This window comes from Micromonospora sp. NPDC049204 (assembly GCF_040647935.1).
Classification (GTDB): Bacteria; Actinomycetota; Actinomycetes; order Mycobacteriales; family Micromonosporaceae; genus Micromonospora.
In genome coordinates, this window is the sequence record NZ_JBEZDC010000021.1 from 20,627 (window position 1) to 46,442 (window position 25,816).

29 protein-coding genes are annotated in these 25,816 nt (G+C 71.4%); 9 read left to right on the forward strand and 20 right to left on the reverse strand.

Features of this window, described 5'->3' with window-relative positions:
• Window positions 1–67: 67 nt before the first annotated feature.
• From AB0A90_RS30430 to AB0A90_RS30485, 12 genes are all read right to left on the reverse strand, one after another.
• Window positions 68–1,531, reverse strand: coding sequence for an amidase (locus tag AB0A90_RS30430; protein ID WP_357254582.1), 1,464 nt, complete (start codon window positions 1,529–1,531; stop codon window positions 68–70).
• A gap of 88 nt (window positions 1,532–1,619) precedes the next feature.
• Window positions 1,620–2,621 (reverse strand): amidohydrolase family protein, encoded by a 1,002-nt coding sequence (locus AB0A90_RS30435; RefSeq protein WP_357254584.1) that lies wholly within the window; start codon window positions 2,619–2,621, stop codon window positions 1,620–1,622.
• The gene (locus tag AB0A90_RS30440; protein WP_357254586.1) at window positions 2,621–3,145 is read right to left on the reverse strand and encodes a 3-hydroxyanthranilate 3,4-dioxygenase; all 525 of its coding nucleotides are present in this window, start codon (window positions 3,143–3,145) and stop codon (window positions 2,621–2,623) included. The genes AB0A90_RS30435 and AB0A90_RS30440 overlap by 1 nt, the downstream gene beginning before the upstream one ends.
• Window positions 3,142–3,570 carry a RidA family protein gene (locus tag AB0A90_RS30445; RefSeq protein ID WP_357254587.1) on the reverse strand — a complete coding sequence of 143 codons (429 nt, stop codon included), beginning with the start codon at window positions 3,568–3,570 and terminating at the stop codon, window positions 3,142–3,144. The genes AB0A90_RS30440 and AB0A90_RS30445 overlap by 4 nt, the downstream gene beginning before the upstream one ends.
• A 130-nt stretch (window positions 3,571–3,700) precedes the next feature.
• A complete protein-coding gene (locus AB0A90_RS30450) occupies window positions 3,701–4,474 on the reverse strand; it encodes a fumarylacetoacetate hydrolase family protein (RefSeq protein ID WP_357254588.1) in 774 nt (257 codons plus the stop codon).
• The gene (gene dmpG, locus AB0A90_RS30455) at window positions 4,471–5,538 is read right to left on the reverse strand and encodes a 4-hydroxy-2-oxovalerate aldolase (protein ID WP_357254590.1); all 1,068 of its coding nucleotides are present in this window, start codon (window positions 5,536–5,538) and stop codon (window positions 4,471–4,473) included. The genes AB0A90_RS30450 and dmpG overlap by 4 nt, the downstream gene beginning before the upstream one ends.
• On the reverse strand, window positions 5,535–6,470 hold the full coding sequence (locus tag AB0A90_RS30460) for an acetaldehyde dehydrogenase (acetylating) (protein ID WP_357254592.1): 936 nt from the start codon (window positions 6,468–6,470) through the stop codon (window positions 5,535–5,537). Before AB0A90_RS30460 ends, dmpG begins: the two co-directional genes overlap by 4 nt.
• Complete coding sequence (locus AB0A90_RS30465; protein WP_357254594.1) at window positions 6,467–7,264, reverse strand: fumarylacetoacetate hydrolase family protein; 798 nt, start codon at window positions 7,262–7,264, stop codon at window positions 6,467–6,469. The genes AB0A90_RS30460 and AB0A90_RS30465 overlap by 4 nt, the downstream gene beginning before the upstream one ends.
• Before the next feature lie 20 nt (window positions 7,265–7,284).
• Window positions 7,285–8,766 (reverse strand): 2-hydroxymuconic semialdehyde dehydrogenase, encoded by a 1,482-nt coding sequence (locus AB0A90_RS30470; RefSeq protein WP_357254765.1) that lies wholly within the window; start codon window positions 8,764–8,766, stop codon window positions 7,285–7,287.
• Between the two features lie 23 nt (window positions 8,767–8,789).
• Complete coding sequence (locus AB0A90_RS30475; RefSeq protein ID WP_357254596.1) at window positions 8,790–10,118, reverse strand: NAD(P)/FAD-dependent oxidoreductase; 1,329 nt, start codon at window positions 10,116–10,118, stop codon at window positions 8,790–8,792.
• Complete coding sequence (kynU, locus tag AB0A90_RS30480; RefSeq protein WP_357254598.1) at window positions 10,115–11,395, reverse strand: kynureninase; 1,281 nt, start codon at window positions 11,393–11,395, stop codon at window positions 10,115–10,117. The genes AB0A90_RS30475 and kynU overlap by 4 nt, the downstream gene beginning before the upstream one ends.
• 14 nt (window positions 11,396–11,409) lie before the next feature.
• Entirely contained in the window at window positions 11,410–12,312 is a 903-nt protein-coding gene (locus AB0A90_RS30485; RefSeq protein ID WP_357254600.1) for a tryptophan 2,3-dioxygenase family protein, read from the reverse strand.
• Between the two features lie 147 nt (window positions 12,313–12,459).
• On the opposite strand from AB0A90_RS30485, the gene AB0A90_RS30490 reads away from it, so the two are divergent.
• The 3 genes from AB0A90_RS30490 (at window position 12,460) to AB0A90_RS30500 (ending at window position 14,419) form a co-directional block, all read left to right on the forward strand.
• Window positions 12,460–12,912 (forward strand): Lrp/AsnC family transcriptional regulator, encoded by a 453-nt coding sequence (locus AB0A90_RS30490; protein WP_357254602.1) that lies wholly within the window; start codon window positions 12,460–12,462, stop codon window positions 12,910–12,912.
• Window positions 12,913–13,051: 139 nt separating this feature from the next.
• On the forward strand, window positions 13,052–13,576 hold the full coding sequence (locus AB0A90_RS30495; RefSeq protein WP_357254604.1) for a hypothetical protein: 525 nt from the start codon (window positions 13,052–13,054) through the stop codon (window positions 13,574–13,576).
• Window positions 13,577–13,651: 75 nt separating this feature from the next.
• Window positions 13,652–14,419, forward strand: a complete 768-nt coding sequence (locus AB0A90_RS30500; RefSeq protein WP_357254767.1) for a class F sortase — start codon at window positions 13,652–13,654, stop codon at window positions 14,417–14,419.
• 24 nt (window positions 14,420–14,443) lie between these two features.
• Here AB0A90_RS30500 and AB0A90_RS30505 read toward each other — a convergent pair whose 3' ends face one another.
• Both AB0A90_RS30505 and AB0A90_RS30510 read right to left on the reverse strand, forming a co-directional pair.
• Window positions 14,444–14,854, reverse strand: coding sequence for a type II toxin-antitoxin system VapC family toxin (locus tag AB0A90_RS30505; RefSeq protein WP_357254606.1), 411 nt, complete (start codon window positions 14,852–14,854; stop codon window positions 14,444–14,446).
• Window positions 14,851–15,129 carry a type II toxin-antitoxin system prevent-host-death family antitoxin gene (locus tag AB0A90_RS30510; protein WP_357254608.1) on the reverse strand — a complete coding sequence of 93 codons (279 nt, stop codon included), beginning with the start codon at window positions 15,127–15,129 and terminating at the stop codon, window positions 14,851–14,853. Before AB0A90_RS30510 ends, AB0A90_RS30505 begins: the two co-directional genes overlap by 4 nt.
• A 135-nt stretch (window positions 15,130–15,264) precedes the next feature.
• On the opposite strand from AB0A90_RS30510, the gene AB0A90_RS30515 reads away from it, so the two are divergent.
• Together AB0A90_RS30515 and AB0A90_RS30520 are read left to right on the forward strand one after the other, a co-directional pair.
• Complete coding sequence (locus tag AB0A90_RS30515) at window positions 15,265–15,540, forward strand: type II toxin-antitoxin system prevent-host-death family antitoxin (protein WP_357254610.1); 276 nt, start codon at window positions 15,265–15,267, stop codon at window positions 15,538–15,540.
• On the forward strand, window positions 15,537–15,794 hold the full coding sequence (locus AB0A90_RS30520; protein ID WP_357254612.1) for a Txe/YoeB family addiction module toxin: 258 nt from the start codon (window positions 15,537–15,539) through the stop codon (window positions 15,792–15,794). Before AB0A90_RS30515 ends, AB0A90_RS30520 begins: the two co-directional genes overlap by 4 nt.
• Here the strand turns inward: AB0A90_RS30520 and AB0A90_RS30525 are convergent.
• Window positions 15,760–16,473 (reverse strand): TioE family transcriptional regulator, encoded by a 714-nt coding sequence (locus tag AB0A90_RS30525; RefSeq protein WP_357254614.1) that lies wholly within the window; start codon window positions 16,471–16,473, stop codon window positions 15,760–15,762. The two genes, AB0A90_RS30520 and AB0A90_RS30525, sit on opposite strands and share 35 nt — an antisense overlap.
• Window positions 16,474–16,567: 94 nt before the next feature.
• Between AB0A90_RS30525 and AB0A90_RS30530 the strand changes: the two genes are divergently transcribed.
• Window positions 16,568–18,160: a DUF6194 family protein gene (locus tag AB0A90_RS30530; RefSeq protein WP_357254616.1), complete on the forward strand. Its 1,593-nt coding sequence runs from the start codon at window positions 16,568–16,570 to the stop codon at window positions 18,158–18,160.
• Window positions 18,161–18,175: 15 nt separating this feature from the next.
• On the opposite strand, the gene AB0A90_RS30535 is transcribed toward AB0A90_RS30530, so the two are convergent.
• Window positions 18,176–18,712 carry an HNH endonuclease gene (locus AB0A90_RS30535; RefSeq protein WP_030333470.1) on the reverse strand — a complete coding sequence of 179 codons (537 nt, stop codon included), beginning with the start codon at window positions 18,710–18,712 and terminating at the stop codon, window positions 18,176–18,178.
• A gap of 302 nt (window positions 18,713–19,014) precedes the next feature.
• Between AB0A90_RS30535 and AB0A90_RS30540 the strand changes: the two genes are divergently transcribed.
• From AB0A90_RS30540 to AB0A90_RS30550, 3 genes are all read left to right on the forward strand, one after another.
• Entirely contained in the window at window positions 19,015–20,037 is a 1,023-nt protein-coding gene (locus AB0A90_RS30540) for a mechanosensitive ion channel family protein (protein ID WP_357254769.1), read from the forward strand.
• A gap of 233 nt (window positions 20,038–20,270) precedes the next feature.
• Window positions 20,271–21,656: an MFS transporter gene (locus tag AB0A90_RS30545; RefSeq protein ID WP_357254618.1), complete on the forward strand. Its 1,386-nt coding sequence runs from the start codon at window positions 20,271–20,273 to the stop codon at window positions 21,654–21,656.
• A gap of 115 nt (window positions 21,657–21,771) precedes the next feature.
• A complete protein-coding gene (locus AB0A90_RS30550) occupies window positions 21,772–22,200 on the forward strand; it encodes a globin (protein WP_357254620.1) in 429 nt (142 codons plus the stop codon).
• 19 nt (window positions 22,201–22,219) lie between these two features.
• Here the strand turns inward: AB0A90_RS30550 and AB0A90_RS30555 are convergent, their stop codons facing one another.
• From AB0A90_RS30555 to ettA, 4 genes are all read right to left on the reverse strand, one after another.
• Entirely contained in the window at window positions 22,220–22,804 is a 585-nt protein-coding gene (locus tag AB0A90_RS30555) for a YbjN domain-containing protein (RefSeq protein ID WP_357254622.1), read from the reverse strand.
• 131 nt (window positions 22,805–22,935) lie between these two features.
• Window positions 22,936–23,667, reverse strand: coding sequence for a hypothetical protein (locus tag AB0A90_RS30560; RefSeq protein ID WP_357254624.1), 732 nt, complete (start codon window positions 23,665–23,667; stop codon window positions 22,936–22,938).
• Entirely contained in the window at window positions 23,664–24,110 is a 447-nt protein-coding gene (locus tag AB0A90_RS30565; RefSeq protein WP_357254626.1) for a thioesterase family protein, read from the reverse strand. The genes AB0A90_RS30560 and AB0A90_RS30565 overlap by 4 nt, the downstream gene beginning before the upstream one ends.
• Before the next feature lie 12 nt (window positions 24,111–24,122).
• Window positions 24,123–25,799, reverse strand: coding sequence for an energy-dependent translational throttle protein EttA (gene ettA / locus AB0A90_RS30570; protein ID WP_357254771.1), 1,677 nt, complete (start codon window positions 25,797–25,799; stop codon window positions 24,123–24,125).
• Between the last annotated feature and the right edge of the window lie 17 nt (window positions 25,800–25,816).

Sequence of the window (25,816 nt, forward strand, 5' to 3'; positions counted from 1 at the left end):
TAACAGACAATCCCAACGCCCCCAGGCGGAAGAAGGACGACCTCGAACAACCGGGTCGGATGGACGATCATGATGCCGACCACCCGACTCCGTCACCATTCACGTTAGCGGAGTCGACGGCCCGCCAGATTGCGGGGTGCCGATCCCATCCGTCACTGGAGTTCTCCAGTTGCGCAGCCGTCGCGATGAGCCGCGCGTCGTCGCCGTACCGGCCGGTCAACAGCACCCCGACGGGCAGGCCGTCGGTCGTGGTGCCCACCGGCAGGGACACGGAGGGATCGCCGGTGACGTTGAAGATGGCACAGTACGGCGAGAAGCGGCGTTGCCTGTCGAAATCGGCCGCCGGGTCACCGTCGGCGGTGAACCAGCCGACGGGTGCCTGCGGGGCCGCGAGGGTGGGGCAGAGCAGCAGGTCGCAGCCGGCGGTGCGACGGGCACCCAGCCGGACCTGTGCCTGCAACTCCCCGAGGGTTGCGGCCAGGGTGCCGGCGGAGATCTCGGCGCCACGGGCCCGCAGCAACCGGGTCAGCGGCAGCAGCTCCGCCTCCCGCTGGGGCGGCACCGGAGTGAGCGCCAGCACGTACCAGAGGATCTCGAACAGCGGCCACGCCGCCGGCCCGAGCGGCGGTGCCACCTCGACCACCTCGTGGCCGGCCGCGGTGAGCAGCGCGGTGGCCTGGTCCACGGCGGCCACGCAGTCGGGGTGCACCGGCTCGTCGGCGAGCATCGGCGTGGTGAACCGGCCGATTCGCAGCGGACCGGGATCGGCACGGCGCGCGGCGGCCAGGTAGCCGCCCGGCGGCGCGGTTGGCGGCAGGTAGGGCTCGCCGGGGACCGGCACCGCCATGACGTCGAGCAGCGCGGCGACGTCGGTGACGGTCCGCCCGAGCGGGCCGCTGGTGGGCAGGCCGAACGCGCCGGAGCCGATTGGCCCGCCGGAGACGAGGCCACGGCTCGGCTTGTAGCCGACGAGGCCGCAGAGCGCCGCCGGGATGCGCAGCGAGCCGCCGCCGTCGGACCCCTGGGCGACCGGGACCAGCCCGGCCGCGACCGCCGCCGCCGCGCCACCGCTGGACCCACCGGCGGTGTACGCCAGTTGCCACGGATTGCGGGCCGGTGGCGCGACCCGGCCCTCCGAGTAGAGCGAGCAGCCCAACTCGGAGGTGGTGGTCTTGCCGAGGCTGACCAGGCCGGCGGCCTTGATGAACCGGACCACGTCGGCGTCGACCGGCGGCACGAAGTCGACGAACGCGGCCGAACCGAAGGTGGTACGGATCCCGGCGGTGAGGGTCAGGTCCTTGATCGCGGTCGGCACACCGTGCAGCGGGCCACGCGCCTCGGTCGGCACGGCGTCGGCGGCGCGTGCGGCCTGCCGGGCGAGCTCCGGTGTGACGGTGACGAACGCGCCCACGGTGTCGCCGAGCGCCGCCACCCGGCTCAGGGCATGCTCGACCAGGTCGACGCTGGACAGCTCGCCGCGGGTGATCGCGGCGGCCTGCTCCAACGCGGTCAGGTCGTGCGGCTCGGCCATCCCGTCATCCTGCCCTGCTCGGACCAGCGATGACGCTCCGACACGGCGTCGGCGTCCCTCCCGCTCGGGCCGTCGGTGCCAGAGACGTTCAGCCGTGCAGGAAGCGCAGCGCGTTGCCGCCGAGGAGTTTGTCGCGTTGGTCGTCGGTGAGGAAGTCGGCCGCGTGGACCACCGCGCCGGCCGGGCGTTCGCCCAACGGGTACGGGTAGTCGCTGCCGACCAGCACCCGGTCCTCCCCCATCGTGTCGACAAGCAGCCGCAGGGCGGGCGGCGCGAAGACCACCGAGTCGACGCTGAACCGGTCGACGTAGCTGCTGGGCGGCGCGGCGGACGCGCCACGGACGAGGTCGCCCCGGCGGTGCCAGGCGTTGTCGGCGCGGCCGAGCCAGAACGGGAAGCTGCCACCACCGTGCGCGAAGCAGATCCGCAACGTCTCCGGTACCCGGTCGAAGACACCGCCCAGGATCATCGCCAGCACGGACAGGTGCGTCTCGGCGGGCATCCCGGTGAGCCAGCGGGCCATCCAGCGGTCCAGGCGGGGACCGCCCGGCATGTCCCACGGGTGGACGAAGACGGGCGCGCCCACCTCGGCGCAGTGTTGCAGGAAGGTGACCACCCCCGCGTCGTCCAGGTCCCGGTCGCCGACGTGGTTGCCGATCTCCACGCCCACGTGCCCGGCGGCGAGGCTGCGGTCCAACTCGGCGCAGGCGGCGTCCGGGTCCTGGAGCGGCACCTGGCAGAACGGCACCAGTCGGTCGCCTCCGGCCGCGGTGACCTCCAGGGTCAGGTCGTTGAAGATCCGGGCGACCTTCACCGCCTGGTCGGCCGGACGGTCGTAGCTGAAGAAGACCGGCGTCGGCGAGACCACCTGCACGGCCACGCCGTCGGCGTCCATGTCGGCCAGTCGGCGTGCCGCGTCCCAGCACTCGGCGCCGACCGGGCGAAACTCCGTCTCGCCCACCATGACCATGGCAGCGCGTTCGGAGTCGACCCGCAACCAGGGCCAATCGGACCCGCCGCACGCCGCGCCGAGGTCCGGCCAACCCTTCGGTACGACGTGCGTGTGCACGTCGACGACGCCTGCGGGCATCAGCCCTTGCCCGGGTGCAGGGTGCCGCAGTTGGCGCAGGTGCGGGCCTGCTCGTCGGCGTAGAACGCCTGGAACACCGGCGGCAGATCGGCGGCGATGTCGCGGACCTGCAACTCCACCTCGTGCACCTTGTTTCCGCACTCCGGGCAGTACCACTGGAAGGTCTCCAGGGTGCCCTCCTCGCGGACCCGCTCGACGACCATGCCGATCGAGCCGGCCTCCGGGCGCTGCGGCGAGTGCGGGGTGTTGCGCGGCAGCATCCACATCTGACCCTCGCGCACGTGCACCGTACGCGGCCCCTGCGGGGTCATCAGGTTGATGTGCATGTTGCCCTTGACCTGGTAGAAGAACTCCTCGTACGGGTCCACGTGGAAGTCGGTGCGCTGGTTGGGCCCGCCCACCACCATCACGATGAAGTCGTCCCCGCCGGGGAACATCTCCTTGTTGCCCACCGGGGGCTTCAGCAGGTGCTGGTTGTCAGCGATCCACCCGGGAAAGCTGAACGGTTCGGCGATCTCACTCACGACTGACCTCCCGAGGGAAGAAGGGCCACGGCCTGGATTTCGATCAGCAGGTGCGGGTGCGGCAACTGGTGCACCGCCACGGTGGTGCGGGTCGGCCCGGACGCGTCGAAGAACTCCGCCCACACCTCGTTGTAGCCACCGAAGTCGTTCATGTTGACCAGGTACGACGTCACCTGGACGAGGTCGGTGAGGTCCGCGCCGACCGAGCGCAGCAGGTCCCGCACGTTCTCGATGACGGCCCGGGTCTGCACCCGGATGTCGAGGTTGGTCGTGCCGAACTCGTCCACCGACACACCGGCGAAGCTGTTGTCCGGCCGTCGCGACGACGTACCGGAGACGAAGACGAACCCACCGGCGACCTTGACGTGCGGAAAAGCCCCCCGCGGCACAGCCTTTCCGGCCACCACCCGCGCGACGCCGCTCATGACCACCCACCCCCAGGCGCCGCCGCGCGGACCCCAACCAGGTCAGGGGTTCCGGGCAGCCCGACCGGCGCAGGGATCAAGCCTGACCGCCCGGAGCCGGTCGGGCTGCCCGGAACCCCCACGGCCGCACTCACGAGGACACCCGCAAAGACGCCGTGCCGAGCTTCTCCACGACGGCGCGGACGTGCGCGCCGGGACGCAGCGGCACGGCAGCGGTCGCGGCACCGGCCAGGAACACCCACCCGGACTCCAGCCGCACACCGTGCCGGCCGGCAAGCCGGATGCCCTCGTCGAGCGCCCGGCGCGGATCGCCGAGGATCGCCGCCGTCGAACCGACCTGCGCCACCCGCCCGTCGATCTCCAGCAGCACGCCCAGGTTGTCCAGACCCGCCGGCACCGGCGACCACGACCCGATCACGAACGCGGCGGCCGAGGTGTTGTCGGCGATCACGTCCGGGAGTGCGAAGCGGAAGTCCGCGTACCGGGAGTCGATCAGCTCGATGGCCGGCGCGACCGCGCGGACGGCAGTGGCGAAGTCGCCGACCGGCTCGCCCGGCTCGGGCAGCCGGTCCAGCAGGAACGCCACCTCCGGCTCGACCCGGGGATGGATGTACGCGGACGGGTCCACGGCACCGCCGTCGGGCACCCGCATCGCGTTGGTGAGCCGTCCCCAGATCACCTCGTCCACGCCGACCTGGGCCATCTTCGCCCTGCTGGTCAGCCCCATCTTCAGCCCGACCAGCCGCTCACCGGCGTCCAGCCGGCGTTGGAGCAGCGCGGCCTGCACGCCGTACGCGGTGTCCACGTCGAGGCCGGTCTCGGCGGCGAGCTGCGGGATCGCGGTGGCCGTGGCCGCTGCCACGCCCAGCCTCTCGGCGATCCCCGTGATGTCTACGCCGATCATGCTGCGCCACCTTCCGTGCCGGCCAGGTCGAGTGCGACGTCGACGATCATGTCCTCCTGGCCGCCGACCATCCGACGCCGGCCCAGCTCGACCAGGATCGAGCGGACGTCCACGCCGTACTTGGCGGAGGCCCGTTCGGCGTGCCGCAGGAAGCTGGAATACACCCCCGCGTACCCCAGGGAGAGCGTCTCGCGGTCCACCTGGACCGGCCGGTCCTGGAGCGGGCGCACGATGTCGTCGGCGGCGTCCATCAGCGCGAACACGTCGCAGCCGTGCTTCCAGCCGTGCAGTTCGGCGACCGCCACGAACACCTCCAGCGGCGCGTTGCCGGCACCCGCGCCCATGCCGGCCAGGGAGGCGTCGACGCGGACGGTCCGGCCGTGCGGCGCGTCCGGGCCGGCCGGCCCGGAGCCGGTGACCCGGCCGTGCTCGACGGCGAGCACGCTGTTGGCCACTCCGAGCGAGAGGTTGTGGTGCGCGTGGATGCCGATCTGCGTCTCCGGTGCCAGGACCTGCCGGTACGCGTCGACCCGTTGCGCCACGTCGGACATCAGCAGCCGACCGCCGGAGTCGGTGACGTAGACGCAGTGCGCCCCGTACGACTCCATGAGCTTGGCCTGCCCGGCGAGCCCGGCCGCATCGAACATGTGCGACATCATCAGGAACCCGGCGACGTCCATGCCGTTCTCCCGGGCCCAGGAGATGTGCTGGGCGGAGATGTCCGCCTCGGTGCAGTGGGTGGCGATCCGGACGCTTGTCACCCCGAGCGCCTTCGCGGCCTTCAGGTCGGCGATCGTGCCGATGCCCGGCAGCAGCAGGGTGGTCAGCTTCGCCGTGGTCAGCACCTCGGCGGCCGCGGAGATCCACTCGGCGTCGCTGGCCGCGCCGTGGCCGTAGTTGACGCTGGAGCCGGCGAGCCCGTCACCGTGTGCCACCTCGATGGCGTCCACCCCGGCGGCGTCCAGCGCGGCGGCGATGGTGCGTACCTGATCGACGGTGTACTGGTGGGCGATGGCGTGCATGCCGTCGCGCAGCGTCACGTCCTGGATGTACAGGTCGGTCATCGCGCGGCCACCTCCGACGATCGCAGGGCGACCAGCCGTTCCGCGGTACGCAGCGCGGCGGAGGTCATGATGTCCAGGTTGCCGGCGTACGCCGGTAGGTAGTGCCCGGCTCCGGAGACCTCCAGGAAGACCGACACCTGCAACGCGGTCAGCTGCCGCCCGAGCGTCGGCACGTACGCCCGCACCCGGTCGAACTGCACGTCCTGCTTGAGCCGGTAGCCGGGAACGTACTCCTGCACCGCCGTCACCATGTCCGCGACCGAGGCGGCGATGGCGGCGGTGTCGGCATCGGCGTCCGGGCAGAGGCAGTAGACGGTGTCGCGCATCAGCAGCGGCGGGTCCGCCGGGTTCAGCACGATGATCGCCTTGCCCCGCTCGGCCCCGCCCACCACCTCGATGGCCCGGGCCGTGGTCTCGGTGAACTCGTCGATGTTGGCCCGGGTGCCCGGACCGGCCGACTTCGACGCGATCGAGGCGACGATCTCCCCGTACGCCACCGGGGTGACCCGGCGCACCGCGGCGACGATCGGCACTGTCGCCTGCCCGCCGCAGGTCACCATGTTGACGTTCGACTCGTGCAGGTGCTCGTCGAGGTTGACCGGCGGCACCACGTACGGGCCGAGCGCGGCCGGGGTCAGGTCCACCACGGTGCGGCCGTGTGCGCGCAGCACCTCGTCGTGGCGTCGGTGCGCGCCGGCCGAGGTGGCGTCGAACACCAGCTCGACGTCGGCGAACTCGGGCATCGCCACGAGCCCGTCCACACCGTCGGCGGTGGTGGCCACGCCGAGCCGGCGGGCGCGCGCCAGCCCGTCGGAGGCCGGGTCGATGCCGGCCATCGCCACCATCCGCAGGCTGTCACTCAGCCGGAGAACCTTGATCATCAGGTCGGTGCCGATGTTGCCGGAACCGAGCACCGCCACACCGACGCTCACGCTGACTCCCCTCGGCTGAAACAGGTCCGCACCGAGCCGAGCCCGGAGATCCGCGCCTCGTACGCGGCTCCCGGGGTGACCGGCACCATGGGGCCGAGCGCCCCGGAGAGCACCACGTCCCCGGCGCGCAGCGGGTCACCGGCGCGAGCGAGCGTGCTGGCCAACCAGTGCAGGGCGTGCAGTGGGTTGCCCAGGCAGGCCGCGCCGGCGCCGACCGAGACCGGCTCGCCGGCGTGTTCCAGCACCATTCCGCACAGCCGCAGGTCGACGTCGGCGAGTCGGCGGGGCGTGGTGCCGAGCACGAACAGCCCGCTGGAAGCGTTGTCCGCGACGGTGTCCACGATGGAGATGTCCCAGCCGGCGATCCGCGAGTCGACGATCTCGATGGCCGGCAGCACGTGGTCCACCGCGCGGATCAGGTCGACGGTGGTGATCTGCGGGTCGGCGAGATCCTTGTCGAGCACAAACGCGATCTCCGCCTCGACCCGGGGCTGGAGCAGCCGGTCGATCGGCACCTCGACGCCGTCGCCGACCGCCATCGCGTCGGTCAGCAGGCCGAAGTCCGGCTGGAACACCCCGAAGGTCTCCTGCACCGCCCGGGAGGTCAGCCCGATCTTGGCGCCGACCCGGCGTTCGCCACGGCCCTGCCAGGCCCGCGTGTGGAGCTGCTGCACCCGGTACGCGGACTCGACGTCGCCCTCCGGCAGCAGCCGCCCGCGCAGCGGTGGGCAGGGCTTGCCGGTGCTGCGCGCCTCGGCCAGCTCCCGGTTGGCGGCCTCGATGTCAGCTTCCATGCCCGCTCCCTCGCCTTGGCTCACGACAGGTCCACGCAGACGTTCGTCAGTTCGGAGTAGAAGTTCAACGAGTGCACGCCACCCTCCCGGCCGATGCCGGAGGCCTTCACCCCGCCGAACGGGGTTCGCAGATCACGCAGGAACCAGGTGTTGACCCAGACGATGCCGGCGTCCAGCCGGGCGCCGGCCCGGTGCGCGACGCCCACGTCCCGGGTCCACACGGTCGCCGCCAGGCCGTACTCGGTGCCGTTGGCGAGCGCATACGCCTCGTCCTCGGTGTCGAACGGCGCGACGTGCACCACCGGCCCGAAGATCTCCTCCCGGTTGGTGCGGGCGTCCGGGCCGAGGCCGGCGAGCACCGTCGGTTGCACGTACGACCCGCCGTCACGGGCGTCACCGAAGGTGGGCGTACCGCCACCGGTGAGCACCTCGGCGCCCTCGGAGCGGGCCAGCTCGTACGCGCCGAGCACCTTCGCCCGGTGCTGGTGGGAGATCAGCGGCATGGTGGCGGTGGCCTCGTCGGTCGGCCACCCGTACGCCAGCTCGCCGGCCCGCTTCGCCAGCCGCGCGGTGAACTCCTCGAAGACCGGGCGCTGCACGTAGATGCGTTCGGTGCAGAGGCACACCTGCCCGCCGTTGGTGAAGCTGGACCGCACCGAGCCGGCCACTGCGGCGTCCAGGTCGGCGTCCGCGAAGACCAGGCCGGCGTTCTTGCCGCCCAGCTCGAAGCTGACCGCCTTCACGCCGTCGGCGGCGGCCCGCATGATCGCGCCGCCGGTGGCCGACTCGCCGGTGAAGGTGATGGCGTCGACGCCCGGATGCCGGGTGAGGAACTCGCCGGCCGAGTCCGGTCCGAAGCCGTGCACCAGGTTGAACACCCCCGCCGGTACGCCCGCGGCGGCCATCACCTCGGCGAGCACCGTCGCCGAGGCGGGCGTCTCCTCGCTGGGCTTGACCACCACGGCGTTGCCACAGGCCAGCGCCGGGGCGACCTTCCAGGTGAGCAGCAGCAGCGGCAGGTTCCACGGCACGATGACCGCGACCACGCCGACCGGCTTGCGCAGCGCGTAGTTGAGCGCCCGGCCACCGGTCGGGGTGACCGTGGTGAACGACTCGGTGGGCGCGGTCGCCACGATCTCCGCGAACGCCCGGAAGTTCGCCGCGCCGCGCGGAATGTCCAGCGTGCGGGCCTGGGCGATGGACTTGCCGGTGTCGGCGACCTCGGCGGTGACCAGATCGTCGAAGCGGCGCTCCAACTCGTCGGCGACCCGGCGCAGCACCTCGGCGCGTTCCCGTTCGCCCATCCGACCCCACGGCCCGCGCAGCGCCGCGCGGGCGGCGGCCACCGCGTCGTCCACCGTGGACCGCGACGCCTCGTCCACCTCGAAGACCGGCTCCCCGGTCACCGGGCTGGCCTTGGCGAACGTCGACCCGCCGTCGACGAACTCGCCGCCGACGAAGTTACGCAACCGCTGCGGCCCGGCCGGCGGGTGGCCGGCCATCAGTCGTGCATCCCAGTTGGCGGTCATCCGCGCCTCCCTCGACCGAGTGTCGCGCCGAGCAGCAGCAACGCGGCCCCGCCGACGACCGCGCCGAGCACCCGATGCTGCCGGCGCACCCGGCGGCGCACCTCCGCGTACGGGGTGGTGGAGAAGGACACCAGCTCGTACTGGGAAACGTACCGGCCGGGCAGGGCCCGTTCCAGGGCGTGCTCGATCCTGCGGCGGAGCTGGAAGACCGGGGAGGCAACCCGGTCCCGCATCTCCACGAAGTTGGTGAGCGCCATCGTGGCGATGGCCTCGGCGTTCTCCTGGCGGCGTCGCTGGAACAGCGGCAGCGCCGCCAACCAGTCGTCGGCGCACTCGTCCAGGCAGCGGTCCAACTCGACCACGTCCTCGAACGCGCAGTTGGCGCCCTGACCGTAGAACGGCACGATCGCGTGCGCCGCGTCACCCAGCAGTCCCACCTTGCCGAAGACCTGCCACGGGGCGCAGCGGACCGTGCCGAGCACGCCCACCGGGTTGTGCTGGTAGTCGTCGATGAGGTTCGGCGCCAACGGGATGACATCCGGGTAGTGCGTGGCGAAGTGCTCCTCGATCGACGCCGGACTGTCCAGCGCCGCGAAGCTCCCGTCGCCCTCGTTGGGCCAGAACAGCGTGCAGGTGAAGGAGCGGTCCGGGTTGGGCAGCGCGATCATCATCGAGGTGCCGCGCGGCCAGATGTGCAGCGCGTCCGGATCGAGCGCGAAGTCCCCGCCCAGCGGCGGGATCGTCAGCTCCTTGTAGCCGTAGTCGAGGAAGTCCACGCTCTCGTCCAGCAGCCCGTGGCTGAGCAGTTGCCCGCGTACCGCGGAGCCGGCGCCGTCGGCGCCCAGCACGACCGACGCCTTCGCGGCGACCGTGCCCTGCGGGGTGTCGAAGCTCAGGGTTCCGTCGATCGGGTCGAGCGCGACCAGCCGGTGGTCGAAGACGACCCGCACCCCGGGCAGCGCGGCGGCCTCGTCCAGCAGGGCGTTGTTCAGCGCACCCCGGCTGATCGAGTTGATCGCCCGGTCCCCGGCCGCGCTGTACGACTGGAACTGCTGCTCACCCTCGACCGGGTGGATCATCCGGCCGCGCATCGGCAGCGCGTCGGTCAGCACCTGCTCGGCCAGCCCGATCCGGCGCAACGCGTCCAGCCCACGCTCGGAGAGCGCCAGGTTGATCGAGCGACCGCGCTCGGCCGTACCGGCCCGCGGGTCGGAGCGGCGCTCGTAGAGAGCCACCGGGTAGCCGCGCCGGGCCAGGAAGCAGGCGGCCAGGCAGCCGGCCAGCCCGGCACCGATGACCGCGATCTCGTCCCGTCGTGCGGTCATGGGTTGACCTCCCCCACCGTCGCCGCCAGCGCGGCGGCGGCCCGCCAGCAGTCGTGGTACGTCGAGTAGAGCGGCACCGGGGCGAACCGGACGACGTCCGGCTCCCGGGCGTCGGCGATCACGCCGTGCTCGTACCGCAGGCGTTTGGTCAGCTCGGCGGCGCTGCCGGCGCCGATGCGGACCGAGAGTTGGCTACCTCGCCGGGCCGGGTCGCGCGGGGTGATCACGCGCAGCGGCCGGTCGGCGACGACCTCGTCCAGCAGGGTCTCCAGCCAGCCGGTGAGGCGAAGGCTGCGGGCGCGCAGCGCGGTCATCCCGACCGCGTCGAACAGCTCCAGCGAGGTACGCACCGGACCCATCGCGAAGATCGGCGGGTTGGAGATCTGCCAGGCCTCCACAGTGGCCGGCGGCCGGGACACCGGGGTCATCTCGAACCGGGTGGCCGCCGCGGTGCTCCACCAGCCCTCGAAGCGGGGCAGGCTCTCGTCGCCGAGGTGCCGCTCGTGCACGAAGACGCCGGCCAGGGCACCCGGGCCGGAGTTCAGGTACTTGTAGGAGCACCAGGCCGCGAAGTCGACGTCCCAGTCGTGCAGGGCCAGCGGCACGTTGCCGACCGCGTGGGCCAGGTCCCAGCCGACCACCGCGCCGGCGGCCCGGCCGGCGGCCGTGATCGCCGGGATGTCCAACAACTCGCCGGTCAGGTAGTTGACGCCGCCGAGCAGCACCAGCGCCACCCGGTCGCCCTCGGCGGCCAGGTAGGCGGTCACGTCCTCGGTGCGCAGCGCGTCCTCGCCGGGGCGCGGGCGTAACCGGACCACTGCGTCGTCCGGGTCGAGGCCGTGGAAGCGGGCCTGGCTGCGCACCGCGTAGCTGTCCGAGGGGAACGCGGCGTCCTCGATGACGATGCGGGTGCGGGCGCCGGCCGGGCGGTAGAAACTCACCATCAGCAGGTGCAGGTTGACCGTGAGCGAGTTCATCACCACGGTCTCCGCGGGCCGGCCGCCGACCAGTCGGGCGGCCGGTGCGGTCAACAGCTCGTGGTACGGCAGCCAGGCGCGCTCCGCCTCCAGGTGCCCCTCCACGCCGAGCCGGCCCCAGGCGTCCAGATCGGCCAGCAGTTCGTCGCGGGTGGCCCGGGGTTGCAGGCCGAGCGAGTTGCCGGCCAGGTACGCCGACTCGGGGTGGTCGCCGCCGTCGGCCGGCGGCACGTGGAACAGGTGCCGGTGGCCCGGGTCGGCCTCGTCGAGGCGGTGCGCTTCTTGTTCAGGGGTGTGCATGTCTCGCTCTCCGGTCACATCGCGGTACGGGCCGACCACAGCTCCGGGAAGACCACCCGGGACATGCTGCGCTGCAACCACGCCAGACCGGCGGAGCCGCCGCTGCCGACCTTGGCGCCCATCGTCCGCTGCACCGCCTTGACGTGGTTCCAGCGCCAGTCGCCGAACTCCTCGGCGACGCCGCTGAGCGCCTCGCCGAGCAGGCGCAGATGGTTGTCCGGGCCGGTGTCGCCGTAGATCCGTACCCAGGCCGCCTCGACCGACGACTGCGGATCGTGCTCCACCGCCACATCGCGGTCGAGCAGGTCGGCGGGGAGGTCGAAGCCACGCCGGGCGAGCAGCGCGACCACGTCGTCCCAGAGGCTCGGGGTGGTCAGCGCGGCGCTCAGGGCGCCGTGCACCTCGGTCTGCCGACGGAAGGGCCTGATCAGCGCCGGGTCGCGCAGGCCGAGCAAAAATTCCAGGTGGCGGTACATCGCCGACTGGAAGCCGGAGCCCTCGCCGAGCAGGTTGCGGAACCTGTTGAAGTCGGCAGGCGTCATCCAGCGCAGGCCCTGCCAGGCGGCGTTGAGCCCCTCCAGGTGCAGGGTGGCGCGGCGCAGCGGGGCCAGCGCATCCCAGACCCGGTCGGCGCGCAGCAGGCGCTGGGTCTCCCGTAGCTCGTGGCAGGTCAGCCCGAAGTACAGCTCCATGATCTGGCTGACCATCAGGAAGGACATCTCGCCGGGGTCGTCGCTGAGGGGCTGCTGCAACTGGTGCAGGGCGCTGGCCCGCACGTACGCGTCGTAGGGCACCAGGTCGGCGAACTCCAGGGTCGGCTCCCCGCCGTTGCGTGCGGCACGGGCGGCCCGCTGTCGCGGGGTCACCGGCCGCACCGAGGCGGGGCGGTTCGGCGCCCGCCGCTCCGTCTGATCCACCAGTCGTCTCCCTCCCCCGGACCTGTCGACGTCATGATCTCGCGGTCGGATCGGCCTGCGGAATGCCGGATCAACGGCTCTCGCCGCGTTGTCTTGACGAACCGAAGGCAAGTAGGCGAATTCGGTTCACGAAAGTAAGGTCTGAGCGTGGACGACATGGACTGGGCGCTGCTGCGCGAGTTGCAGGCCGACGCGCGGCTCTCCTTCAGCGAGCTGTCCCGGCGGGTGCACCTGTCTCCACCGGCCGTCGCGGAGCGGGTTCGCCGGCTGGAGGAGGCCGGGGTCGTCACCGGCTACCACGCCCATGTCGACCTGACCCGGGCCGGCCGTAGCGTGGTCGCGCTGATCCGGATGTCCTGCTACGGCGCGCGCTGCATCCTGCACGACCCGGCGGTGGCCGGCTGGCCGGAGATCCTGGAGATCCACCGGATCACCGGTGACGCGTGCAGCATGCTCAAGGTGGCCGCCGGCTCGATCGGCGACTTCGAGGCGGTCATCGACCGGCTCGCCCCGTACGGCCAGCCGTCGAGCACGATGGTGCTTTCCTCCCCGCTCGACTGGCGACCGATCACCGCCCTCCCCTCCCCCCGCCGCGGCTGACCCGGGTTTGGCCCCGAGCCAGCGGGAAAGCAGCGCCGTGCCCAGGGGACGCCCTTCCTCCGTCCGGAGTGCCGCCTTCGGCGCGGAGGCGGAATGAGGGGCGGAGGTTCCGGCGGTCGTCGCCGGTTGGGGGGAAATCATGCAGGGAATCCGCACGATCAACCGCGCGCTCTCGTCCGCACTGACACTGGTAGCGCTGGTCGGTGCGTTCGTCCTGATGTCGGCCGTACCGGCGCGTGCTGGCGAGAACGTCTTCGTCGAGGTCATGCCGAACAGCGCCCAGGCCGGTAGCCGGGTCAACATCAAGGCGGGCTGCGACAACGCCAACAACAACCGCCAGTCCAGCGTGCACTCCGACGCGTTCGGGCACGTGACCCTCAAACCGGACAAGGGCTTCCTGACCGCGCAGGCCACCATCATCCGCGACAAGCCGGCCGGTGACTACCCGGTCGACCTGCGCTGCGAGAACGGCCAGACGGCCTCGACCACGCTCACCGTGCTGAACATGGCCTCCCCCAGCAAGGGACCGGCGACCGGTGGCGGCGGGACAGCCGGCGGCCGCGGCACCGGCTCGTTGCTGGTGCTCGGCGGCGTGGCGCTTGTCGCCACCGCGGTCGCGCTCGGGATGGCGGGCGGCCGACGTCGGACCGGAGCCGGCTCCTGAGCCGGGTGACCCATGACCCGCAGATCCGCGCGCGCGCGGCCGGACCGCCGCGCCCGCTTCCAGGCCGGGCCGCTGCTGCGCGCCTCCGGCCGGCTGGTGGCCCGCGCCTCCGGCCGGTTGGGTCGGGTCGCCGGGCAGGCCGGGTCGGCCAGTCTCGCCACCCCGGATCCGACCGCCGCTCCGCTGCCGCCGCGCGGCCCGGCCGGATCGCGGTCGTTCCGGCCCCGTTTCGGTAAGGGACCGGGGCTGCCGGTGCTGGCCATCGCCGCGGTGATGGTGCTGATCGTCGCGATGCTCGGCGTCGAACAGGTGACCGGGATGAGCCTGCTACCGGACCGGCTCAGCGCTGGATTCCGGCCGCCGCCGAAGAAGTTCCCGGTGCTGGCGGCCAGCCGTCCGACCAGCCTCGCCATCGAGAAGATCGACCTGCGGGCGCCCGTGCACGACGTGGGCATCGCTTCGGACGGCACCATCGCGGTGCCGGACGCGGCCCGCGCCCAGGAGGCCGGCTGGTACGACCAGGGGCCGACCCCCGGCCAGTACGGTCCGGCGGTGATCGTCGGGCACGTCGACACCACGAGCGGGCCGGCGGTCTTCCACCAACTCCGTGAACTGCGCGACGGCGACCAGATCGAGGTCACCCGCACCGACCGCAGGGTGGCGGTCTTCGAGGTGAACTCGGTGGAGAAGTTCGACAAGGGCCAACTGCCGGTGGACGAGGTGTACGGCGATTTCAGCCACCCGAGCCTCAGATTGATCACCTGCGGTGGCCAGTGGGTCGGCGGCGAGACCGGCTACTCGGACAACGTGGTGGTCTTCGCCTCGTTGGTCAAGGCGCGTTGAGGACGGGCGGATCGAAATTACCGGTCAGTTCTGGCCTGGGCTTGCCACAGGTAACCCGGCGGCCTTGGCGCAGTCGAGCAGCCGCCGGTCGTAGCTGACGAATGCGATGAGCGCGGTTCCGGACTCGTTCGTCAGGACCTGAGCCGTGGCAAGGTGTATGGCGTCGAGACTGCGTAGCGTCGGCTCCGCAAAGGCGGCGGCGGTGGCGCGGATAGTGCCATCGATTTCCAGCCGAAAGAGCCGTCCGACAGCTACCGGCACTCCGATCAACGCTTGCGGTGCTGACCGGCGCAACGCCCTGGGCACCTCAACCTCGACGAGAGCGGAGGAGACCAGCGGGACGTCGCCCTGCGCGTTGAGCCAGGAGACGAGGTCAGCGCTGCACGCCTCCTGGCGAACCAACTTCACGACGGCGGCGGAGTCGAGATAGATCACCAGCGCTCCTCGTCGCGCATCTCGGCGAGAGCGGCAGCCACGTCCACGTCCTCGGCGCCGAGCTTTGGCGGAAGCGGGACAGGGCCGCTCCCGGTTGGCGCGACGGCCCGTCCGGCCACTACCAGCTTGGCCAGCACAGATCTGTCGTCACCGACCGGGATCAGTCGGGCGATCGGATGCCCGCGATCGGTGATCTCCACCGTCTCGCCGCCACTCACCCGAGCGAGCACCTGACTCGTGTTCTGGTTCAGCTCCCGGACCCCGATACGCTCCATGGACCCAGTGTAGAACCAAATGTTCTACAGCTGCGCGAACCTGCCCGTCACGTATGGAAAGTGGCGGCCAGTGTTTCGGCGGTGGCCACCTCACCGGTCTCAGGTACAGTTTTCTGTACTTACGTGGAGGTGACCATGCGGACCGTGAACTTCACCCAGCTTCGACAGAACCTGGCCGCCGAACTCGACCGCGTCATCAACGATGCGGAGGAGGTGGTGGTGACCCGATCAGGCCACGACCCGGTGGTCATCGTGCCGCTCGCAGAGTACGAGGCGATGAAGGAGACCGAGTATCTCCTGCGCAACCCGAGTAATGCCGCAGCCCTGCGCCGCTCGGTCGCCGAACTGGAGGCCGGTGACACAGCCGAGCGCGACCTGGTCGACCCGAGCACCGTCCGGGACGTCGCGTGAGGCTGGTCTTCACCGCGACGGCATGGAACCAGTACCTCAGCCACACCGACCGCAAGTTGGTCAAGCGCATCAATGACCTCATCGCCGACGTGATGCGCAACGAATACGAGGGTATCGGCAAGCCAGAGCCCCTCCGGGGCGAGCTGTCCGGCTTCTGGTCCCGCCGGATCGACCGCGAACATCGGTTGGTGTACCGGGTCAGCAAGGGCGACGTCGAGATCATCGCCTGTCGGTACCACTACGGCGACAGGTAGCTGGACCAGCGTCGAGGTAGTCGGCCAGCCGGGCGGCCCCGGTGAGCATGGCCCGGCCGCGCTCGGTGAGCCGTTCGCGCCACCGGCCCAGCGACGCGGCGAGCGGTTCGGTGCCGCCCGCGCCGCGCACCTGATCCAGCACTGCGGCGATGTGGTCGAGCCGGTATCCACCACGGCGCAACAGGTGCGCCAACTCGGCGTCGCGGACGTCGTCCGGGAGGTAGACCCGGTAGTGGGTCACCGGATCGCGCACCGGCCGCAGGACTCCGGCCCGCTCCCACTTGCGCAGCGTGGCCGGCTGTAGACCGAGCCGATGGGCCAGCACGCTGATCGGCACGGCTGTCTGGCTCCGCGGTTGCGGTCTCGTTCCGGTGAGAGCCGCCACCGCCGACTCGACCGCGTCCAGGGTCTCCCGGTCGCGTTGGAGCAGGGCATGCCCCTCGTCGACGGTGCGCAACGCCTCGTCGACCTCACCCCGGTTGACGGCCCGCATGATCTCGCCGCTGGCCGCGTAGCCGTGGCCCACGATCAGCGCGAGGTAGGCACTCAACGCCCTCGCGTGCGTCTCGGTGAACCGGCGGTAGCCGTTCGGCGTGCGCTGGGCCGGCGGCAGGACGCCGTCTCGTTCGTAGTTGCGCACGGCCTGCGCGGAGAGACCGTGGGCGCGCGCGAGGTCCACCGGGCGTACTCCGGGGTTTGAGGGTTTTGTGGGTGTCACCCGTGCTCCATCGCTCCTGAGTCTCAACCGCAGGTTCAACGATACGGTTTATGGAATGCCATCTCTTCTCGACCTGCTCGCGGTGTCCCCGGACCTGCTCGCGCTCGGTGAGCCGACGCACGGCGAGTCCGCCTTCCTCCAACTCCGCAATGACGCCTTCCTGTCGCTGGCGGAGCACGGCTACCTGTCGATCGCGGTGGAGAGCGACCGGGCGGCCGGGCTGATCGCCGACGAGTTCGTGCAGGGCGCTGCCGTGCCGCTCGAACGGGCGCTCTCCGAAGGGTTCAGCCACGGGTTCGGCACCGCCCCGGCCAACCGCGACCTCCTGCTGCGGATGCGCGAGTGGAACGCGGGACGCCCGGTCGCCGAACGCCTGACGTTCTACGGCTTCGACGCCCCCTTGGAACTCGCGAACGCACCGAGCCCGCGACGCCACCTCATCCGGGTCTGTGACTTCCTGGGCCTCGACCGATCCGCCGAGATCGACGACCTGGTCGGCGACGAGGCGCGGTGGAGTGACCCGGCCGCGATCTGGGAGCCGGGCCGGTCGGTGGGGCGCTCGACCGACGCCGAAAGACTGCGGGTGCTCGCCGACGACCTCCTGACCGAGTTGTACCTGCGGGCACCCGGGAAGGCCGCGGGCTGGCCGGCGGCGTTCGTGCAGGCGACGTCCGCGGTCGCGGTGCTGCGCTACCACGCCGCGGCCGCCGCCCCACTGGCGCAGGAGGAACGCTTCGCCCGCCTGGCCGCGGTGCGGGACGCGCTGATGGCCGAGAACCTGCTCGCGATCCGATCCGCCGAGGCCCACCGCGGGCCCACGCTCGTCTTCGCGCACAACACGCACCTCCAGCGTCAGGCGGGCACGATGACGCTTGCCGGCGCGGAGGTGTCGTGGGCCGGTGCCGGCGCGATCGTCGCGTCGCTGCTGGGCGACCGCTACGCGGTGATCGTCGGCAGTCTGGGGGCGAGCCCGGCGCTCGGCATCGAGGCACCGGCCGCGTCGACCTACGAGGGCAGGCTCCAGCAGGAGACCGACATTCCCCGGTACGTGCCGGCGGCCGACATCGGGCCGGCCGAGCAGCGGACGCACGACTACCGGTACGTCCCGCTGGACCGGGCCACCATCGAACACGCCGACGCGGTCCTGCACATCCCGACCGGTGTCAACGCGGCCGTGCTGGCCGATCGGATCGTCGCGCTGCCCGGCGTCGAGCAGGTCGTGGCGAGCGAGGACAACGGATCACCCGAGGCGGCCTGGGGTGACCGGTTCTTCTTCGTCGGCCCGGACCGCCGGCAGCCGTTCGCCACAGTCGTCGAGCACGACGTGCCCGGCTTCGACGAGGCCGGACAGCTCGACCGCCCCGGTGTCTTCCGCCTCAACCTGGACCTGGGCCGGAGCGAATTCGAGCGACGCTTCGGCTTCCCGCCCAAGGCGTTCGAGGACCACCGGGACGAGTTCGACTTCGCCCGACTGGACACCCTCACACCGCACCCGGGCTACGCGCTGCACGGGTTCGCCAGCATCGTCATGCCCGGCCCGCACCTGCTACCCGAGATCGACCGGCTGTTGACGGTCGCGCACGGTCGAGCAGTCGACCGCAACGAGCGAGCCGCGCGCCGGGCAGCGGACCAGCAACCCGGAGCCTGACGGCACCGTTCGGAGTCAGGCGGCGGCTTCCGGCTCCCGCAGGTCCAGCCAGTCGGCCCAGCGGGGGTCGGGGGCGCGATGCCCGAGCACCCGCCAGGCGGTGCCCTTCGGTGCCGCGGGCAGCGCATGCAACCGCCACCCCATCTCCGCCGGCGTCTTGTCGCCCTTGGTGTGGTTGCACCGGGCACACGCGGCGACCACGTTCTCCCAGGCGTGCCGGCCACCCCGGCTGCGGGGAAAGACATGGTCGATGGTCTCGGCCGGACCCCGACAGTAGGCGCACCGCCACCCGTCCCGGGCGAAGATCGCCCGCCGGGACAACCCGACGTGCGTCCGGTACGGCACGCGGACGAAGCGGGTCAGCCGGACCACGGACGGCACCGGGAGCGCGTCGCGGGCGCTGTGCAGGATGCCATCGCCGTCGGCGACGCAGACGGCCTTGGCGGAGAGAACGAGGATCGCGGCACGGCGCACCGACACGACACACAGCGGCTCGTAGGTGGCGTTGAGGACCAACGCGCCGGAGCCCACCGTGGGTCGTATGTCAGGCATCGCGATCACCCTCCCGGTTCAGCGGCTGCTGCGTACCGCCGTCGACCGAGGTCCGGGCATGACCACCCACACGGTCGACGCCGGCCGATCACCGACGTCCGTTGCGCCAATAGTCCCTGATCGGACCCCGGATTGCACGTACTAATCCGGGGCCGGGTACGAAGCTCTCTCCCGCACCTGTCACGATGGCCGGTTCGCCCCGATCCGGCCCTGCCCTCGGCGGCAGGTCACCCGGCCGGTGGGTCGGCGGTGGCCGCGCGGGCTCCTTGCGGTACGAAGACAGGGTGAGTGCCGCAAGCGTGATGCCCCTTGCCCTGTCCACCGCCGGGTCGGTGAACTGCCAGGGCAGTTCCTCCTGCCAATTCCTGTACGAGCTGACCAGGTCGGCCTGGTTCGCCGAGGGCAGTTACTGGATCCTGCTCAAGCCGCTGCGGGTGCTGCTGATCCTGGCGCTGGCGATGGTGGCCCGCTGGGCGGTGCACCGCACGATCAACCGGTTGGTCCGTACGACGACCGACGGCGCGGTGCCGACGATGCTGCGGCCGCTGCGCGAGCGGGTGCCCAGCGCGGCGGTCGACCCGACCGAGTTCGTACCCGAGCGGCGACGGCAGCGGGCCGAGGCGATCGGCTCGGTGTTGCGCAGCCTGACCACCGCGTTCGTCTTCGGCATCGCGCTGCTGATGATCCTGCGTGAGTTCAGCTTCGACCTGGCGCCGCTGCTGGCCAGCGCGGGGATCGCCGGCGTGGCGCTGGGCTTCGGCGCGCAGAGCCTGGTCAAAGACCTGATCGCCGGCCTGTTCATGCTGATCGAGGATCAGTACGGCGTGGGCGACAACGTCGACCTGGGCGAGGCGATGGGCGTGGTCGAGGCGGTCGGGCTCCGGGTGACCACTGTGCGCGACGGTCGCGGCGTGCTCTGGTACATCCGCAACGGCGAGATCATCCGGGTGGGCAACAAGAGCCAGGGCTGGGCGCTCGTGGTGGTGGACCTGCCGATCGGGTTCAACAGCACCGAGGAGGCCACCGCCGTCCTGCGGACCGCGGCCGCCTCGGTGGCGGTGGACCCGGAGCTGTCACCGGAGATCGTCGAGGCGCCGGAGGTGTTGGGTGTCGAGCAGGTGACGGTGGACGGTGCGGTCATCCGGACGGTGGTGAAGACGACAGCGGACGGGCAGTTCGCGGTGGGCCGGGAGCTGCGTCGGCGGCTGGCGGAGGCGCTGGAGAACTCGGGGATCACCGCGCAGATCGCGGCGGCCCGCATCTTTCCCGGGTTGCCCCCCCGCCCACTACCCGACGGTGAAACAGGCCAGGGTGGTGCCACCTGACCCACCCGCCATTGTCCTCGAATTCAGGGGTCGCGAGCCGCCCGGCCCCTCAGGTATCGTCCGTTCGTTCAGTCGGGGAAGCGACGAACGATCCGTTCGACCTAGATAGTTGTCAGACGATCGGGCAGAATCCGGAGCACGCGTTCCCGCCAAAGCGTGATCACAACCTCGCTGATCCGTGATCTGACGAGCGCCTCCGGCCGGGCTGCCACGAGCGGCCGACCCGGAGGCCGATGGAGGCGACGGTGCCCGACGAGCGACCTTCCGCGGAAGGCCCAGCCACTTTTCGCGAAGTGTTCGCCCAGCACGAGTTCCGCGCCGTGTTCATGGCAAGCGCTCTCTCCTGGGTCGGCGATTACGTAGCGAAGGCCGCCGTCACCCTGCTCGTCTATCAGAAGACCGACTCGGTAGGGCTCTCCGCGGCTGCCTTCGCGGTCAGTTTCCTGCCCTGGCTGCTCGGTGGTCCGGTGCTCGCCGCACTGGCGGAGCGGTACCCGTACCGGCGGGTGATGGTGGCGTGTGACCTCATCCGGATGGCGTTGATGCTGCTCATCGCCATCCCGCAACTGCCGTACCAGGCGGTGCTGGTGCTCATCTTCGCCGCGACGCTGGCCAACCCACCGAGCCAGGCGGCGAAGTCCGCGCTGATGCCGCAGATGCTCGCCGGGGACCGGCTGGTGCTGGGGTTGTCGCTGAACGCCAGCGTGGGCCAGGCGGCGCAGATCGTCGGGTACGTGATCGGCTCCGCCGCCGCCGCCTCGGTCAACCCGCAGGTCGCGTTGCTGTTCAACGCGGCCACGTTCGGCGCCTCGGCGCTGCTGGTCCGCCTCGGCGTGCGAGACCGATCGGCGGTGCCGAACCCGGCGCAGCGCAGCCACCTGCTACAGGAGACCCGCCAGGGCTTCACCATCGTGTTCGGCACACCGGTGCTGCGGGCGATCGCGCTGCTGGTGTTCAGCGCGATGCTCTTCTCGATCCTCCCCGAGGGGCTGGCCGTCGGCTGGGCCAACGAGGAGGGCGGCGGCGACCTGAACGCGAGCACGGCCCAAGCGGTGATCATGGTGGCCAGCCCGGTCGGTTTCATCCTCGGCGGGTTGCTGGTGAGCCGCCTCTTCGGGCCGGCACGCCGGCTGAAGCTGATGCGGCCGCTCGCGGTGCTCGCCCCACTGGCGTTGGTGCCGACGTTGTTCGATCCGCCCGCGCTGACGGTGGCTCTGCTCGCCGCTCTCTGCGGTTTCGCGGTCGCCGGCATGCTGCCGATGGCCAACGGGCTCTTCGTCCAGGCACTGCCCAACGGCTTCCGGGCCCGCGCCTTCGGAGTGATGGCGACCGGCGTCCAGGTCATCCAGGGCTTCGCCGTGCTGGTCACCGGTTTGATCGCGGACCGCTTCGACAACATCCCCCTTGTGGTGGGGCTGTGGAGCACGGCCGGCGTGGTGCTGATGGCGGTGGCCGCGCTGCGCTGGCCGGATCGGCAGGCGTTCAGCGACGCGATCACGGCAGCCACGGCGGCCAACGCCGAGCCGCCCGACCCGGACGACCCCGCCACCGGCGACACGGCGGCCGGCCCTGCCGAGCCGCGTACCGGCGACGGCCACCGCCGGCACGCGGTCACCTGACCCGTCCCGCCCGCCCGGACCCGGAGCGGGCCGGACGCGGGGCATCGGCCCGGCGTGATCCGACGCACGGTGCGCGGGTCCGTCCGGCACTCGGTGCACCTGGCAGGATGGAACGGTGAACCCCGCAGGTGAATCCGAGCGTCCCGGTGCTTCGACGACCCTCTTCGAAGCGGTCGGCGGCGAGCCCACCTTCCGCAAGCTGGTCGACGAGTTCTATGCCGGCATCGCCAACGATCCGCTGCTGCGGCCCATGTACCCGGAGGGGGACCTGGGGCCGGCCGCGGATCGGATGACCCTCTTCCTGATGCAGTACTGGGGTGGACCGAACACGTACTCCGCCCAGCGTGGTCACCCGCGGCTGCGGATGCGGCACGCGCCGTTCCGGATCGGCGCGGCCGAACGGGACGCCTGGCTACGGAACATGCGCCGGGCCGTGGACCGGCTCGACCTCGAACCGGAGATCGCCACCACGCTCTGGGACTACCTGGAGCGGGCCGCGTACTTCATGGTCAACGCCGAGGAGGACCCGGCCGTCGGCGGCTGACCGCCGGGCCGAGGCAGCGTCAGAGCAGCGCGCCCTCGTCGTGGAGCCAGTCCACGAAGCTGGTGGCGACCGCCGCGCCGCAGTCGAGCATCTCGACCAGCAGCGCGTCGTGGGTCCCAGCGCCGAGCGGCACCTGAAGCTCGGCGTAGATCGGCAGCTGCCCGCGCTCCGTCGGGTCGCCGATGTACGCCTTGCAGAACCGACGGGTGTGGTTCCACTCGTTGACCACCCGATAGGCCCGGTCGGCCCAGTCCGGCGGGACCGTGGCGTGCGGGCGTGCCCGCATGACCAGGATCTCGTCCTCTGGCCCTTCGAGGGTCACCAGCACGGCGTGCCGCTCCCACATGGCCAGCAGGTTGCCGTCGCCGTCGGCCAGGTAGCGCACGTCGAGCAGGTCGAGTGCGTCGCAGACGCGGCGCAGACTCACCGGCTCGACGGTGGCCAGCATCTCCGTCAGCACTGGCCGCTCGCTGGCCGGGCAGTCGTCTCCCGGTTGGCGAGGATTGGGCGGTCCGACCCGGACCGCGCTCTCCACTGTGATCCCGCTTCGGGTTTCCGGATCGCCGCCGTCGGCGGGACCGGGGCGCCATGACCACCACGGCATCGCTCGCGCACCTCACTCCCCAGCGGATCCAGTCGCCTACGGTGCGTTGGATCCGAGGATGGACGGTACCCGGACAGCCGAGTTGAAGCACCCCCCCAACGACCGCCCCGGCCCAGAAGAATGAGCAGGGGTCATCCGTTCGGAGGAGCACCGAGGGGTTTCACCGCAAGATCCGTGGCCGTCTGCAACCATGCCGCTCCGTATGGTCCCGCCAGACCAACCCACCGTCCCGCCACCCGGACCTGAACGGCCGCCTCGTCGTGGCCCGTGGCCGGACCGTCGGCGGCACCGAGGAAGCCCATCCGGACCACCCCCTGCACCAGGCGCTGCGACACCTCGACCGGCGCGGCGGGCGGCCCGTCCGGCGTGACCAGCACCGCCACGTGGTCGAGCAGCGCGTCCCGCAGCGCCCGCTGGCCCACCGCGCGGCCGGCCACGCCCTGCTCGCTCGCCGTGCGCAGCGTGCCCGCCGCGGCGTCCGCGATCCGCCGCAGCTCGGCGACGGGCAGCGCCTCCACCGTCCGGCTGCGCGCCGGGGGCAGCGGCCACCGCCACTGCGCGTCCCGGCGGACCGGCCGGGACGTACCACCGCGTTCCAGCTCGGCGAGCAGCTCCGCGCCAGCCACCGTGACGTCCTCGACGCTGCCGTCGGCCGGCTCAGCAGCCACCGTCCGGACCACCAGAACCTGCCACGGCAGACGGGCCCAGAGGGCGACCCGACCGGGCACACCGGCCGGCCGCAACCGGACCGGCGCGGCCCGATCCAGCCGCACCAGCCGGGCCAGGAAGGCACCCGCGTCGGCCACCCCGGCCACACCGTGTGTCGGGGTGGCCGCCGCCCGGCCCGTGCCCGACCCGTTCACACCAGGCCGCCCTGCGGTGCGTAGGTGAGCAGGAAGTCCCGCTCCTCGGTGGTGATCCGGCGGGGCACCTGGCGGGTCAGGTCGAACGGCACCAGCACCGAGCGCGCCCGGCTGGCCAGCACCTCACCGTCGTACAGCTCGTAGGCGACGGTGAACCGGGAGGCCCGGATCTCCTCCACCCACAGCTCGATGCGGACGGTGGGCGCGGCCTCCGCGGTGGCCCGACCCAGCGAGTAGTCGACCGGGCGCAGGTAGTCGACCTCGTGCCGACGGATCACCACCCCGTCGGCGAACGAGCCAACCCCCCAGGCCCGGCCGCCGGCGAACATCAACGCCACCCGCGCCTCCTCGTACAGGGTGAGGAAGCGCGAGTTGTTGATGTGGCCGTACGCGTCCAGGTCGGACCAGCGCAGCGTGCAGTGGTAGACGAACCGGTCAGACACCTTCTCGGCCGGTCAGTCGCGGGTCAGCTTGCGGTAGGTCACCCGGTGTGGCCGGGCAGCCTCCGCGCCGAGGCGGTCGATCTTGTTCTTCTCGTACGCCTCGAAGTTGCCCTCGAACCAGAACCACCGCGACGGGTCCTGGTCGTCGCCCTCCCAGGCCAGGATGTGCGTGGCCACCCGGTCCAGGAACATCCGGTCGTGCGAGATGACCACGGCGCAGCCGGGGAACTCCAACAGCGCGTTCTCCAGGCTGGACAGCGTCTCCACGTCCAGGTCGTTCGTCGGCTCGTCGAGCAGGATGACGTTGCCGCCGATCTTCAGGGTCAGCGCCAGGTTGAGCCGGTTGCGCTCGCCGCCGGAGAGCACCTTCGTCGGCTTCTGCTGGTCCGGTCCCTTGAAGCCGAACGCGGCGATGTACGCCCGCGACGGCATCTCGACCTTGCCCACCATCAGGTAGTCCAGCCCGTCGGAGACGACCTCCCAGACGGTCTTGTCACCGTTGAGGCCCTCGCGGTTCTGGTCGACGTACGACAGCGAGACGGTGGGGCCGACCCGGACCTGGCCGCCGGTCGGCTCCTCCAGCCCGACGATGGTCTTGAACAGCGTGGTCTTGCCGACGCCGTTGGGGCCGATGATGCCGACGATGCCGTTGCGCGGCAGCGAGAACGACAGGTTGTCGATCAACAGCCGGTCGCCGAAGCCCTTGCTGAGGTCGACCGCCTCGATCACCGTGCTGCCCAGACGCGGGCCCGGCGGGATCTGGATCTCCTCGAAGTCCAGCTTGCGGGTCTTCTCCGCCTCGTTGGCCATCTCGTCGTACCGGTCCAGGCGGGCCTTGGACTTGGTCTGCCGGGCCTTGGCGTTGGAGCGGACCCACTCCAGCTCCTCGGTGAGGCGCTTCTTCATCTTGGCGTCGCGGCGACCCTCGACGGCCAGCCGGGCGGCCTTCTTCTCCAGGTAGGTGGAGTAGTTGCCCTCGTAGCCGATGGCCCGGCCACGGTCCAGCTCCAGGATCCAGCCGGCCACGTTGTCGAGGAAGTACCGGTCGTGGGTGATCGCCATGACGGTGCCGGCGTACTTGGCCAGGTGCTGCTCCAGCCAGGAGACGCTCTCCGCGTCCAGGTGGTTGGTGGGCTCGTCGAGCAGCAGCAGGTCGGGCGCCTCCAGCAGCAGCTTGCAGAGCGCGACCCGGCGGCGCTCACCACCGGAGAGCTGGGTCACGTCGGCGTCCGGCGGCGGGCAGCGCAGGGCGTCCATGGCCAGTTCGAGCTTGGAGTCGATGTCCCAGGCGTCGAGGTGGTCCAGCTCCTCCTGGAGCTTGCCCATCTCCTCCATCAGCTCGTCGGAGTAGTCGGTCGCCATCTGCTCGGCGATCTTGTTGAATCGCTCCAGCTTGGCCTTGGTCTCGGCAACCGCCTCCTCGACGTTGCCGAGCACGGTCTTGGCGTCGTTGAGTGGAGGCTCCTGGGCGAGCATGCCGACGGTGTAGCCGGGCATGAGCCGGGCCTCGCCGTTGCTCGGCTTGTCCAGTCCTGCCATGATCTTGAGGAGGCTGGACTTACCGGCGCCGTTCGGACCGAGGACACCGATCTTGGCTCCCGGCAGGAAGCTCAACGTCACGTTGTCGAGCACGACCTTGTCGCCGTGCGCCTTGCGGGCCTTTTCCAGGACGTAGATGTACTGGGCCACGGTGCGGGCTACCTCCG